The organism is Roseibium sp., assembly GCF_051016195.1.
Taxonomy (GTDB): Bacteria; Pseudomonadota; Alphaproteobacteria; order Rhizobiales; family Stappiaceae; genus Roseibium.
The window spans coordinates 1,638,279-1,650,539 of sequence record NZ_CP134616.1 but is presented as its reverse complement, the minus strand read 5'-3'; the positions used below and the strand labels follow the sequence as shown (position 1 = coordinate 1,650,539).

Annotated in this window: 14 protein-coding genes; 12 read left to right on the top strand and 2 right to left on the bottom strand. The window is 61.2% G+C overall.

What is annotated here, in order from left to right; translation table 11 throughout:
• Positions 1-57: 57 nt before the first annotated feature.
• Positions 58-789 (bottom strand): FadR/GntR family transcriptional regulator, encoded by a 732-nt coding sequence (locus RDA78_RS07625; protein WP_434054729.1) that lies wholly within the window; start codon positions 787-789, stop codon positions 58-60.
• Between the two features lie 152 nt (positions 790-941).
• On the opposite strand from RDA78_RS07625, the gene RDA78_RS07620 reads away from it, so the two are divergent.
• The 5 genes from RDA78_RS07620 to acuI are packed head-to-tail and all read left to right on the top strand — an operon-like array spanning position 942 to position 6,150.
• Positions 942-1,745, top strand: a complete 804-nt coding sequence (locus RDA78_RS07620; RefSeq protein ID WP_434054728.1) for a DUF2182 domain-containing protein — start codon at positions 942-944, stop codon at positions 1,743-1,745.
• Complete coding sequence (locus RDA78_RS07615; protein ID WP_434054727.1) at positions 1,745-2,371, top strand: DUF1326 domain-containing protein; 627 nt, start codon at positions 1,745-1,747, stop codon at positions 2,369-2,371. Before RDA78_RS07620 ends, RDA78_RS07615 begins: the two co-directional genes overlap by 1 nt.
• Positions 2,372-2,383: 12 nt before the next feature.
• Entirely contained in the window at positions 2,384-3,505 is a 1,122-nt protein-coding gene (locus tag RDA78_RS07610; RefSeq protein WP_434054726.1) for a dimethylsulfoniopropionate demethylase, read from the top strand.
• A 2-nt stretch (positions 3,506-3,507) separates the two neighbouring features.
• Positions 3,508-5,142, top strand: coding sequence for an acyl-CoA synthetase (locus tag RDA78_RS07605; RefSeq protein WP_434054725.1), 1,635 nt, complete (start codon positions 3,508-3,510; stop codon positions 5,140-5,142).
• Positions 5,143-5,157: 15 nt separating this feature from the next.
• Entirely contained in the window at positions 5,158-6,150 is a 993-nt protein-coding gene (acuI, locus tag RDA78_RS07600) for an acryloyl-CoA reductase (protein ID WP_434054724.1), read from the top strand.
• 356 nt (positions 6,151-6,506) lie between these two features.
• On the opposite strand, the gene RDA78_RS07595 is transcribed toward acuI, so the two are convergent.
• Positions 6,507-7,400 (bottom strand): LysR family transcriptional regulator, encoded by an 894-nt coding sequence (locus RDA78_RS07595; RefSeq protein WP_434054723.1) that lies wholly within the window; start codon positions 7,398-7,400, stop codon positions 6,507-6,509.
• A 94-nt stretch (positions 7,401-7,494) separates the two neighbouring features.
• Here RDA78_RS07595 and RDA78_RS07590 point away from each other — a divergent pair, with 94 nt between their 5' ends.
• From RDA78_RS07590 to RDA78_RS07560, 7 genes are all read left to right on the top strand, one after another.
• On the top strand, positions 7,495-8,109 hold the full coding sequence (locus RDA78_RS07590; RefSeq protein WP_434054722.1) for an FMN-dependent NADH-azoreductase: 615 nt from the start codon (positions 7,495-7,497) through the stop codon (positions 8,107-8,109).
• 269 nt (positions 8,110-8,378) lie between these two features.
• The gene (gene rpmI / locus RDA78_RS07585) at positions 8,379-8,576 is read left to right on the top strand and encodes a 50S ribosomal protein L35 (RefSeq protein WP_145345317.1); all 198 of its coding nucleotides are present in this window, start codon (positions 8,379-8,381) and stop codon (positions 8,574-8,576) included.
• A gap of 25 nt (positions 8,577-8,601) precedes the next feature.
• Positions 8,602-8,961 carry a 50S ribosomal protein L20 gene (gene rplT / locus RDA78_RS07580; protein WP_306142195.1) on the top strand — a complete coding sequence of 120 codons (360 nt, stop codon included), beginning with the start codon at positions 8,602-8,604 and terminating at the stop codon, positions 8,959-8,961.
• Between the two features lie 247 nt (positions 8,962-9,208).
• Entirely contained in the window at positions 9,209-10,645 is a 1,437-nt protein-coding gene (locus tag RDA78_RS07575) for an alanine/glycine:cation symporter family protein (protein WP_434054721.1), read from the top strand.
• A 32-nt stretch (positions 10,646-10,677) separates the two neighbouring features.
• Entirely contained in the window at positions 10,678-11,184 is a 507-nt protein-coding gene (locus RDA78_RS07570; RefSeq protein ID WP_434054720.1) for a hypothetical protein, read from the top strand.
• Positions 11,185-11,423: 239 nt separating this feature from the next.
• The gene (locus RDA78_RS07565) at positions 11,424-11,717 is read left to right on the top strand and encodes a hypothetical protein (RefSeq protein ID WP_434054719.1); all 294 of its coding nucleotides are present in this window, start codon (positions 11,424-11,426) and stop codon (positions 11,715-11,717) included.
• Between the two features lie 217 nt (positions 11,718-11,934).
• Entirely contained in the window at positions 11,935-12,255 is a 321-nt protein-coding gene (locus tag RDA78_RS07560) for a hypothetical protein (protein WP_434054718.1), read from the top strand.
• Positions 12,256-12,261 lie beyond the last annotated feature (6 nt).

The window sequence follows — 12,261 nt, the reverse complement described above, 5'->3', positions numbered from 1 at the left end:
GCGCAAATGCCCGGCGACTCGCCAGCACCCTAGGCGTCGGCGATTTGACGAAAGCAGTCAGCCTGCCTTGGGCTTGCGGCGCTGTGCGGCGAGCTCTTTCGTATACGCGCACAGCTGTTCCAGGCTGTTCGCGGCTGCTACGCTGTCCCGCTCCTGCAGGGCATTCAAAAGCGCGTCGTGATGGTCCGCGATCCGTTCGCGGTCGCGCAGTCGGTAGACGAGCATGTTCATGAGCGGCTGCATGGCCTCAAAGGCGGCAGAAAGCTGAAAGGCAAGCAGCGGATTGCCGGTGGACTGCGCGATGGTGGAATGGAACGTCACATCCGACGCACAGAACTCCTCGTCGCTCGTCAGGGGATCCCGCTGCCGGCTTGTCTCCGCGCGAAGTGCCGTCAGATCGTCCTCCGCACACTTGTCAGCCGCAAGCGGCAAGGCCGCCGCCTCCAGCGAAAACCGCGCCTCGATCGCGTCTTCGAGTGGGATGTCATTCATTCCGATCAGGAGGCGGGTCGTGGTCACGAGATTGTCCTGGGCTTCGGACCAGGTCATGCGATTGACGAACGCGCCACCGGACGAACCGCGCTCACTCCGGATAAGGTTCTGCGCCGCGAGGCGTTTGAGTGCTTCGCGCACCGTTGAACGGGAAACGCCGAACCTGTCGGCAAGGTCGGATTCGCTCGGCAGGCGTTCTTCGCCCGCAAGACGGCCTTCCAGAATGGCGTCACGAATGGCATTGGCGATCTGGACCGAAAGTCCCTGTTTCTGAATCGTGTCGAATTCAATCGCCAAAACGCCCTCGCATGCCCTCAGGTTCTATCGCAGACAACCTAGTTGGCCTCCTCCGAACGGTCAATTGCAAAAAAACAAATGTCAGACAATTAAATGTTTGACTTTTAAATTGCGGAAGCGCAGCGTAGCCCAACTAAAAATGGGAGGAGCGGGTGAAGGCACTGACACGTCTTCTGCCCGGCCACGGGATACTGTGGCTGATGTTTTTCGGCAGCGTGCTTGCGACATGGGCTTTGCTCGTTGCCACGCACGTGCCTGTCGCCGCGCCTCACCCTGCCGCCGACTACGGGCTCGCATACCTGATTTCACTGTGCACCCAGAGCGTTGCGGATGCAGGGCTTCCCTCGGCTGTTGCCATGTGGTCGCTCATGTCGCTCGCCATGATGGCGCCCACTGCGTTTCCGGCATTCAAGACCTATTCCGACATGACCTATACGGACGCGGCCAGCGGAACCTCGCTTGTGGCTCTCGTTGCCGGATACCTTCTGGTCTGGATAGGCTTCGCTGTTCCGGCAGCCTATCTGCAGGTCCATCTCGCCGACCTTCACTTTCTGGATGCAGCGGGCAAATCGACCTCGGCCACGCTCAATGCGGTGCTGCTGCTTCTTGCCGGCTCCTACCAGTTCAGCGGCCTGAAGAACGCCTGCCTCTCGGCCTGCCAGAATCCGATGACCTTCTTTTTCAGTCATTGGCAGCCCGGCCACCGGGGCGCGCTACGGCTTGGTGTGCGCCTTGGAGCCGTCTGCCTCGGCTGTTGTTGGGCGCTGATGCTGCTCGCTTTCGTCGCCGGGACCATGAACCTGGCGTTCATGGGCCTCGCCATGGTGCTGATGACGCTGGAAAAACTGCCGCAGATCGGCAATCGCATCAGCGCACCGCTTGGCGTCTTTCTCATTATTTCCGGGACGGTTGTCGGCGTCCTGGCACTCACAGAACTGTTTAACGGAGGAATCTGATGTCCGGATGGGCCATACGCGGTGAACTGATCTTGAACTGCAACTGCACGGTCTTCTGCCCCTGTGTCGTTTCGCTCGGAAAACACGCGCCGACGGAAGGCTACTGCCAGGCCTGGGCAGGTGTGCGCATCGACAAAGGCCACTACGAGGGCGAGGACCTGTCGGGGCTGAATGTCGGCCTCGTGCTGGAGATCCCCGGCCTCATGGCGCGCGGCAACTGGAAGGCAGCGGCCTACATTGACGAGCGCGCCAGCGATGCCGCCTATGACGGTCTTCTGAAGATTTTTTCCGGACAGGCCAAGGGCACGACGGGCCTGTTCCGGGTACTGGTCAGCGAATTTCTCGGCGCAGAGCGCGCGCCCGTGTCCTACACAAACGAGGGCAAGAAACGCCGTCTGATCGTTGGCAAGGCGATCAAGGGCGAAATCGAACCGGTTCCGGGTGGAAACCCCGACGAGGACATCGTCGTGACCAACACCGAGTACTGGATGGGCCCCGACATCACCGTCGCGACAGCCACACAGGGACGTGTCCGGGCCTATGGCCGTGTCTGGGACTTCGACGGCCGCAGTGCCGAGATCTGTCAGATCGACTGGTCGGGACCTGCCGCCGAGCAGGCTGCGTAGGGAGGATCCGGCATGCAGATCCCGGCTCTTTCGATTTCCCGCCGCACGCGCAATACGCCGTTTTCGCGCCGGGTTCAGGCAGCAGGTGTCAAGGCCTACACGGTCTATAATCACATGCTGCTTCCGACGGTCTTCAATTCCGTCGAAGAGGATTACCATCACCTGAAATCCAAGGTTCAGGTCTGGGATGTATCATGCGAACGGCAGGTCGAACTCTGGGGACCGGATGCCGCCCGTCTGGTACAGATGCTGACCCCGCGCGACCTGTCCAACATGGTTGAGGGGCAGTGCTACTACACGCCCATGGTCGACGAGACCGGGGGCATGCTCAATGACCCGGTCACGACGAAACTTGCCGAAGACAAGTTCTGGGTCTCGGTCGCCGACAGCGATCTGCTGTTCTGGATCAAGGGACTGGCGCATGCGCTGCGGCTGGAAGTCGATGTCGACGAACCGGATGTGTCGCCGCTCGCCATCCAGGGACCCAGGGCGGAGGACCTTGTTGCGAGCGTCTTCGGGGAAAAAATCCGGTCGATCCGCTTTTTCCGCTACGACTACGTCGACTTTCAGGGTCACAAGCTGGTGCTCGCCCGGTCCGGCTACTCCAAACAGGATGGGTTCGAACTCTATGTCGACGGGTCGCATCTCGGCGAACCCATCTGGGACGCCTTGATGACCGCCGGAGAGGAAATGGATGTCCGCGCCGGCTGTCCCAATCTGATAGAACGGATCGAAGGACAGCTGCTCTCCTACGGCAACGACATGACCCGCAACAACACGCCGCACGAATGCGGGCTCGGCAGGTTCTGCCAGACGCAACAGGCTATCGGGTGCATCGGGCGCGACGCCTTGCTGCGCGTTGCCGTCGAGGGACCGGTACGGCAGATCCGCAGCATCGCGATCGACGGCGACCCTGTCCCGTCCTGCGACGATCTTTGGCCGGTCATCGCTGGAGGCAAACAGGTCGGCACCGTGAGCTCCGCCGCCTACTCGCCGGACTTTCGCACGAATGTTGCGATCGGCATGGTCAGGATGACCCACTGGGACGACGGAACCAGGGTCCAGGTGGACACGCCCCACGGCATGCGTTCGGCAACGGTCTGGGAAACGGCGTTCACCAAACAGGAAGGCTAGCGATGCAGGAACACTACGACGCGCTTCCCAGGCAGCCCGCCAACCACGTGCCGCTGTCGCCCCTGTCGTTTCTGGAGCGCACGGCGGCGATCTTCCCGGACAGGACAGCGGTTGTTTACAACGACCTGCGCCTGACCTGGAGCGAGGTCCATAAACGGGTGCGGCGGCTTGCCTCGAGCCTGAAGAAGATGGGCATTGGCAAGGGCGACACGGTGTCGGTTATGGCCGCCAACACGCCGGAGCTCTTCGAGCTTCACTATGCCGTCCCGCTGACAGGCGCCGTGCTCAACACGATCAACATCCGTCTCGAGCCCGAAACCGTTGCCTACATTTTCGATCACAGCGACGCCCGGCTCGTGATTGCCGACACGGCCTTTTCCGGCGTCGTCAAGGCGGCTTTCGAGCTGAATGGAAAAAGCCTTCCCGTTGTCGACATTGTCGACCCTCACGGACCGGGTGGCGACAGACTGGGTGCGGACGCCTATCCGGATCTCATCGAAGAGGGCGATCCTGATTTTGCTTGGGCCGGCCCTGAAGACGAATGGCAGGCGCTGGCGCTCAATTACACCTCCGGCACGTCCGGGCGGCCCAAGGGCGTCGTCTACCACCATCGCGGCGCCTATCTCATGGCGATGGGAACGCCCGTCGCCTGGGAACTTCCGCGGCACCCGGTCTATCTCTATACAGTGCCTATGTTCCACTGCAACGGCTGGTGCCACGCCTGGTCCATGACGCTGATGGCTGGAACCATCGTCTGCATCCGTCAGGTGAGCGGCAAGGCCGTCTTCGACCTGATCGACCGCCACGGGATCACGCATCTCGGCGGCGCCCCGATCGTGCTCTCCATGCTGGTCAACACGCCGGAGGAAGACCGGCGGCCGCTCTCTGCATCCGTGAAAATCATGACGGCGGGCGCACCTCCGCCCGCAACCGTGCTGGCGGCGACGAAGGCGCTTGGATTTGAAGTCATGCAGGTCTACGGACTGACGGAAACCTACGGGCACGTCGTGCAGTGCCTGTGGCGCGAGGAGTGGGAGGATCTGTCTGCCGACGAGCAGGCGGAACTGCAATCCTGGCAAGGGGTTGGCTTTCCGATGACGGAAACGGTTGATGTCATCGACCGGGACACCGGCGCGCCGGTGCCGATGGACGGCGAGACCCAGGGCGAGATCGTGATCCGCGGCAACACCGTCATGAAGGGGTACTACAAGAACGGCACGGAAACCGCCGACGCCTTTTCCGGCGGCCACTTCAAGTCGGGTGATGCCGCCGTGCGCCATCCGAACGGGTATGTTCAGATCCGCGACCGGCTGAAGGACGTTATCATCTCCGGCGGCGAGAACATCTCCTCCGTCGAGGTCGAGGGCGTTCTCCACCGGCATCCCGATGTCGTGCTGGCGGCCGTCGTCGCCTTGCCGGACGAGACTTGGGGCGAAGTACCGTGTGCCTTCGTCGAATTGAAGGAAGGCAGCGACGTAACGGAAGACGAGTTGATCGACTTCTGCCGCGCGCACATGGCCGGTTTCAAGAGGCCGAAAAAGATCGTCTTCACCGAACTGCCGAAAACGGCCACCGGGAAGATACAGAAGTTTGTTCTGCGCGAGGACGCCAGAACGATGACGGAAAACACCAGCTAACAGGGCAGTTTGACCATGACTTTCAAAGCACTCCTCGTTGAAAAGAACGACGAAGGCAAGACCTCCGCATCGGTTCAGGAGCTCGACGACAGCCGCTTGCCGGAAGGTGATGTCACCGTCGCCGTCGAATACTCCACGCTGAACTACAAGGACGGTCTGTGCGTCGGTCCGGGTGGCGGCCTTGTGCGCAACTACCCCCACGTGCCCGGCATCGATTTTGCCGGCACGGTCCTGGAATCCTCGGACGACTGGTACAAGGCCGGCGACAAGGTGGTGCTGACCGGATGGCGCGTCGGCGAAGTCTGGTGGGGCGGTTACGCCCAGAAGGCCTGCGTCAAGGGCGAATGGCTCGTGCCGCTTCCCGAAGGCATTTCCACGCGCAACGCTATGGCGGTCGGCACGGCCGGTTTTACGGCGATGCTTGCCGTGATGGCCCTGGAAGAGCACGGACTGAAACCCGGCGACGGGCCGGTTCTGGTCACCGGCGCGGCCGGTGGCGTCGGCTCGGTCGCGACCGCCATTCTCGCCAATCTCGGCTACGAGGTCGCCGCCGTGACGGGCCGCGAAAGCACCTGGGACTATCTGAAGTCCCTGGGCGCGAGCACAATCGTTCCGCGCGACGACGTCAATGAAACGGTAAAACGCCCGCTGGAAGCCGAAACTTGGGCCGGGTGCGTGGACGCGGTCGGCGGTGCCATGCTGGCGCGCGTTCTCGGCCAGATGAAATACGGGGCTTCGGTTGCCGCCGTCGGACTGGCCGGCGGGGCAGCGCTTCCGGCGACCGTCATTCCGTTTCTCTTGCGCGGCGTCAACCTGCTCGGCATCGACAGCGTCATGAAACCCTACGATGCCCGTCTCAAGGCCTGGGAACGGCTGGCGAAGGACCTGCCGATGGACAAGCTCGAAGCGATGATCCAGCCGGCAACCCTGGAAGACCTGCCCCAGCTCGGCGCAGATATTCTGAAAGGCCAGGTCAAGGGCCGTGTCGTCGTTGACGTGAACGCCTGACGCAGACCGGCGGCCGGTCTCGGCTTTGTCCTGCGGAAGCGCGAAGGCGTGGCCTCGGGGGACTGGCGGCAAGCGCTCTTTCGCGCGGCCCATCCTTCGAGGCTCTGCTGCGCGGCGCACCTCTGGATGAGGTCTCCGGGTTTGGCGCTTTTCGGATCCGAGCTCATTTTCTCAGAACCTCATCCTGAGGAGGGCCAAAAGGCCCGTCTCGAAGGATCGGCCACTTGCAACTTCTCATCCCGGTCTAGCCGCTTTCTCAGCAAACCGGGACGACAAAACCGGGTTGACGACCGGCATTGCCTCTCCTGTCCGGAAAGGCGAAGAGTGGCGATCGAATTTCGCGCGAAACTCGGTGATCACCGCATCTCCGCTTTCAGGAAATCGACCATGACGCGCACCTTTCGCGGCAGGAATGCCTTGCTCGGGTAAAGGATCCAGGCGGCCGTGTCGAAATCGGTTGCCGCGCAGTCAAACTCGGGAAAAAGATCCACAAGGCGGCCATCCTCCAGATCACCCCGGATCAGCCAGTTGGCCAGGAGTGCGACACCCATGCCGAGACGCGCGGCCTCACGCAGGGAAAGAGCGCTCGCGATCACCGTTTTACCTGCAACATCAACCCCGAAGGGCTCGCAGCCGTCCCGCCGGAACTTCCAGCTGTTCCGGAACCCCGGCAGGGCAAAACACAGGCAATTATGCTCCGCAAGGTCTTGCGGTATGCTGACCGGGCCGTGCCTTTCCAGGTAGGACGGCGCGGCGACCACGCGATAGCGCGACGAAAACAGCCGGGTGGAAATCAGGTCACCCTTCGGAGCCGCCGCCAGCCGGACCGCCAGATCGAGCCCGTCCGCGAGCAGGTCCATGTTGTAGTCGGACGGGTAAAGCTCGACCGAAAGGTCCGGATATCGGTCCTGAAACAGCGGCAGAACCGGCATGATACCCTCCTGCGCAAAGGCAACGGACGCTGTCATCTTCAGCGTACCCTTCGGCAACGCGCCCTGGGACGCCGCGTCCTCCGCGGCTGTTTCGAGTTCTTCGAGCAGCGGCGCGATCCTTTGCAGATAGCGCCCGCCCTCTTCCGTCAGCGCCAGTTTCCGCGTGCTGCGCTGAAAGACCCGGACGCCGAGTTCCTTTTCAGCATTTGCAACGATCCGCGACACGCTGGAGGCATCGACATCCAGAGCGCGGGCCGCCCCGGCAATGCTGCCGATATCGCGCACCAGGAGCAGCGTCTTGAGAGATTGAATGTCCATTCGTGCATTTTATGCACGATTCTACTGCATACCATCGTGTTTTTCTTATCCCGGCGCAGAAATAGCTTTGGGCCTCCCAAAAAGGAGATCCCCCATGACACTGCTCTTGCGCATAAATTCCAGCTCCCGCCAGACCGGCTCGCATTCCACTGCGGTTGCCGATCATTTCGAAACCTGTTTCCGGGAAAAGCACCCCGCGTGCCGGGTCATTTCGCGGCAGGTCGCTGATGGCTCCATTCCAATCATCAGCCAGAAAACAATCGAAGGCTTCTATACGCCCGCGGAAAACATGACCGACGACCTCAAGGCTGCGACGGAATTATCCGACAGGCTGATCACTGAACTTCACGAAGCCGATACGCTCCTTATCACCGCTCCGATCTACAATTTCAGTGTTCCGGCGGCACTCAAGGCCTGGATCGACCAGATCGTCCGGTTGGGCAGCACATTCTCCTATCAGGACGGCGCCTTCGAAGGGCTCGCCCGAACCCGCCGCGCCGTGGTCATCTGCGCTTATGGCGCGGAAGGTTACCTTGAGGGTCAACCCTTCTCGGCCGCCAATTTCGTTGAACCCTACCTCAGGTTTCTGCTGTCATTCCTGGGTATCGAGGACATCCGGTTCATTTCGGTTCAGGGAACCACCGGGGACGCGGAAACCGTCACGGCAAGGCTCGATGCGGCAAGAGAGGAGTGCCGGCTGGCAGCTTGATCCTGTTTTGAAGTATCAGGTCATGACCAATCTGTCGCCGGGCGGGAAACGCGCCCGGCGGATTTCGGCGGTTTCCGCCCCGAATCCGGTTGCAATCCGCCGAAACCTCCCATATAAGCGCCCGGTCCAGAGTCGTCCGGCTCGTCGTGGACTGGATTCCTGCATGCAAATGCGGGTCCTCCCGGCAAAAAGGGCATGCCGTGTCGGCTCTGAATGCTCCAACAAAAAAGCACCCGCTTTATGCGGATGCGCCAAGGAAAGGATGCAAAATGCCCAAGCTGAAGACGAAATCCGGCGCCAAGAAGCGCTTCAAGGTGACCGCGACCGGCAAGGTGAAAACCGCGCAGGCCGGCAAGCGCCACGGCATGATCAAGCGCACGAACAAGTTCATCCGCAACGCACGTGGAACGACCACGCTCAGCGATCAGGATGCACGTATCGTGAAGCAGTTCCTGCCCTACGCTTAAAGCCAGCCCCAAGGAGATCATCTAAATGTCACGCGTCAAAAGGGGCGTCACCGCCCACGCTCGCCACAAGAAAGTTCTGAAGGCCGCCAAGGGTTACTATGGCCGCCGCAAGAGCACCATCCGCGTTGCCAAGCAGGCCGTCGAGAAGGCAGGACAATACGCCTATCGCGACCGCAAGGCCAAGAAGCGCACGTTCCGCTCGCTCTGGATCCAGCGCATCAACGCGGCAACCCGCCAGCACGGCATGACCTACGGCCGCTTCATTGACGGCCTGAACAAGGCCGGCGTTGAAGTCGACCGCAAGGTCCTGTCCGACCTCGCCATCAACCAGCCCGACGCTTTCAAGGTGCTGGTCGACAAGGCGCAGGGCGCACTGACTGCTTAAGCAATCTGGCAAGAGAATTTTCGAAAAGCGCGGCTTCATCTGCCGCGCTTTTTTGTTGCGTCCCGGGGGAAATGTTCCATCGCGCTTTCAGGGGTGAACTCCGCGCGCACCCTCAAGAACACCCATAAGCTGCATTTTTAAAAACATTTCCCTTTTTTATTGCAAAAAGCTTCCCAACACGCCTACGCTGATAGATCCGGCAAGCGGGCACTTGCCGGGGGAAACACAGCAATGGGGAGCGGGATCCATGCAGTTGTTTGAAGCGTTTTTCGGTCTTGTCGGCGACCTGACGTGGGGATGGGCGCTCATACCCTTCCTCATCATCATCGGCGTTTTCTTCACTGTCGTGACCGGGTTTGTTCAGATCCGGTTCTTCAAGCGCATGTTCCGGGTTCTGTCGTCAAAGAACCAGACCGGTGATCCCAATGCCATCTCGGCGCGCGAAGCGCTGCTCCTGTCCGTCGGCGGACGCGTTGGCGGCGGCAACATCGCGGGCGTCGCCGTCGCCATAACGCTCGGCGGGCCGGGCGCGGTCTTCTGGATGTGGGCGGTTGCCCTTGTCGGCATGGCGACGAGCCTGATCGAGTGTTCGCTGGCCCAGCTCTACAAGCGCTCTGAAGGAGACGGGACCTATCGCGGCGGTCCGGCCCGGTCGATCATTCACGGGCTGGGAGAAGACTATCGCTGGCTCGCCGTTCTCTATGCGGTCTGCCTGATCGCGTCCTTCGCCTTCGGCTTCAACGCGTTTCAGGGCAACACGGTCGCGGGCGCTGCGGAGGAAAGCCTCGGCATCGGCCGCATCTGGACCGGGCTTGGCCTGACGGTCATCACCGGCCTGATCGTCTTTGGCGGTATTCACCGGATTGCGAAGGTCGCCGATGTGGTCGTGCCGATCATGGCGGTCGGCTACATTGCCATGGCGCTGCTCGTCATCGTCATCAACGTCACCGAAATCCCGGCCGCGCTCTACATGATCGTTGCCAATGCATTCGGCTGGGAGGAAGCCGTCGGCGGCGGCATGGGCGCTGCGCTTGCCCAAGGCCTGCGCCGCGGTCTCTTCTCCAACGAGGCCGGACTTGGGTCGGCGCCCAACGTCGCGGCGACGGCTGACGTCCGCCATCCGATCAGCCAGGGCATCACGCAGTCGTTTTCGGTGTTCATCGACACGATCATCATCTGCACCTGCACCGCTCTCATCATTCTGCTTGGCGATGTCTACGTGCCCGGTGACGAGGCGGTCGACGGCATCGTTCTGACGCAGCAGTCCCTGGCCTCGCATCTCGGCGGCTGGACCAGCTACTTCCTGACGCTGGCCATCCTGCTGTTCGCGTTCAGCTCGATCATCTACAACTACTATCTCGGAGAAAACGCACTCACGTCCATGACCGGCAACACGGCGGCCATTCAGGTGCTGCGGGTTCTGGTCATGGGCGTGGTCTTCCTGGGTGCAACGGCGCCGGGCGCAACAGCGGTGTTCTTCTTCTCCGATCCGCTGATGGGGGTCCTGGCCGTCGTCAATCTGCTGGCGCTCATGATGCTGTTTCCAACGGCAAAGCGGATATTGGACGACTTCAAGGAGCAGATCCGCGCCGGTGTCGACCGGCCGGTGCTCAACCCGGACAAGTTCGCGGACCTGGATATCGACCGGACCGCGTGGACCGGGAAGGATCCCGAAGCGACGTGATGCGTGTCTCCAGGGATGGTTAGGTTTGGTCAATGTCGCCTTACCTGAAAGAAAACCGATTGCAGGACGTCATTGCCGCCATTCAGGTCATGGGCGCATATGACAAGCACACCAGCCGGAAAGCCGACCTTTGGTCGGCGCAACTTGGCACGCCTCAAAGCGGGCCGGACTGGTTTGAGGTGTGCCGGGAACATCCGGAGTTCTTCCGGACCAACACCACGGAAGACGATGCCGAGGATGCCAACTGGGTTGGGATTCGCTGGCGGTGGGCGACCGGGCGGACGTTTTCTCCCGAAAGCGGGCTGAACCTCACGCACGGTGAAATCTCATCCCTGGCTGCAAACGAGAAAAAGAAACTCACGCGCGCACCCTTAACAAGCGATCAGATTGAAACGCTGATCGCCTCGGCCATTCAACTGCACTCGCGGGCGATAGAGCACAAGCGCGAACTGCGCTGGTGGGCCATTCCCGCAATCAGTGCCGCCACCGCATTCTTAGGTGCCGTTCTCGGCGCATTCGCGCACTCCTATTTCCAATAATGGACAAAACGGCTGCCCGCCGTCCCGCCAGTTCACGTAAATCTGTCCTGCAAAGCACCAAGCCGTTAACTTTTGTGACCTCGTTTTGGCCGGATTCCGCGGGCAAAAGGTTAACGGCTACCTATATTGGCATGAGGATTGCGACGTTTCAGGCAAGAGGGCACTGAACGTGCCATTTTGAAACAACGAGGCGTTTTTTCGTGCGAGTGAACCCGGTAAGTGCAACAGGCCGTTCCATTGTGAGGCGCCAGCGTCCCTCTTCGGGAGAGACGCAGTCCGGCTCTCAGGGGGATTTTGCAGGCTTCCTGCCGCCGCCGCCGGAAACGGAACACCGCAACGAGCCTGAGACCTTCTTCCGGGACTATCACCCCAATTCCGTCTTCCTTGCCCATCTGCTCGCGTCAGGCGAGGTCGAGCTAGAGGAGCGCCCGCGCCGCAGGTCGGTTCCCGAACTCTGCTCCGACGCCTATCGCGCCACGGCCGCGTTGCCCAGGCAGCGCGCGGCGGGGCACCTCGTCAGGACCGACCGCTGACATGTATTGATTTCCAGAAGTACCACTGGAGTTCCTGGCCCGGAGCAATTTGCTCCGGGTCTTTTTTTCACGTTGCGCGCACAACTGCGTCATCGCGGCACATGTGTGATTTCCGGCACAGTTGTTCGTGGAATTCATACCTATATTAAGACCAGATCCGGAAAAACCGGACCTCCGACACGATGGCCACGGACTGGCCCACTACGGAGTATGGAATATGATTGTCACACCTGTTCCCGCCGTTGACGCGATGCGCTCCCGGCAAAAACCTCTCGATACGCCAGCGCGGGAGATGGAAGATGCCCTGGCGGCTTCAAGCCGGTTTTCCGATCTCCCGATGGTACCCGTCCATGTTGCCTCCGCTGCGCTGCGGACCACCTACCATGGCACGGATGCGGAATACGCCACGCAACTGATGGCGGGCAGCGAGTTTCATCATGAAACGGCGCTGGAACGCGAAAGCCACCACCGGCAATACACTGCCGCATCCGCCTATGAGGAAGACGAGCGCACGCACACTGTCTCGCTTTCCGCTTAAGCTCCG

Excerpts from the sequence above, each read along its gene's own strand:
- RDA78_RS07615 (WP_434054727.1), top strand. The coding sequence starts at position 1,745 with ATGTCCGGATGGGCCATACGCGGTGAACTGATCTTGAACTGCAACTGC.
- RDA78_RS07610 (WP_434054726.1), top strand. The coding sequence starts at position 2,384 with ATGCAGATCCCGGCTCTTTCGATTTCCCGCCGCACGCGCAATACGCCG.
- RDA78_RS07605 (WP_434054725.1), top strand. The coding sequence starts at position 3,508 with ATGCAGGAACACTACGACGCGCTTCCCAGGCAGCCCGCCAACCACGTG.
- acuI (WP_434054724.1), top strand. The coding sequence starts at position 5,158 with ATGACTTTCAAAGCACTCCTCGTTGAAAAGAACGACGAAGGCAAGACC.
- RDA78_RS07595 (WP_434054723.1), bottom strand. The coding sequence starts at position 7,400 with ATGGACATTCAATCTCTCAAGACGCTGCTCCTGGTGCGCGATATCGGC.
- RDA78_RS07590 (WP_434054722.1), top strand. The coding sequence starts at position 7,495 with ATGACACTGCTCTTGCGCATAAATTCCAGCTCCCGCCAGACCGGCTCG.
- rpmI (WP_145345317.1), top strand. The coding sequence starts at position 8,379 with ATGCCCAAGCTGAAGACGAAATCCGGCGCCAAGAAGCGCTTCAAGGTG.
- rplT (WP_306142195.1), top strand. The coding sequence starts at position 8,602 with ATGTCACGCGTCAAAAGGGGCGTCACCGCCCACGCTCGCCACAAGAAA.
- RDA78_RS07575 (WP_434054721.1), top strand. The coding sequence starts at position 9,209 with ATGCAGTTGTTTGAAGCGTTTTTCGGTCTTGTCGGCGACCTGACGTGG.
- RDA78_RS07570 (WP_434054720.1), top strand. The coding sequence starts at position 10,678 with ATGTCGCCTTACCTGAAAGAAAACCGATTGCAGGACGTCATTGCCGCC.
- RDA78_RS07560 (WP_434054718.1), top strand. The coding sequence starts at position 11,935 with ATGATTGTCACACCTGTTCCCGCCGTTGACGCGATGCGCTCCCGGCAA.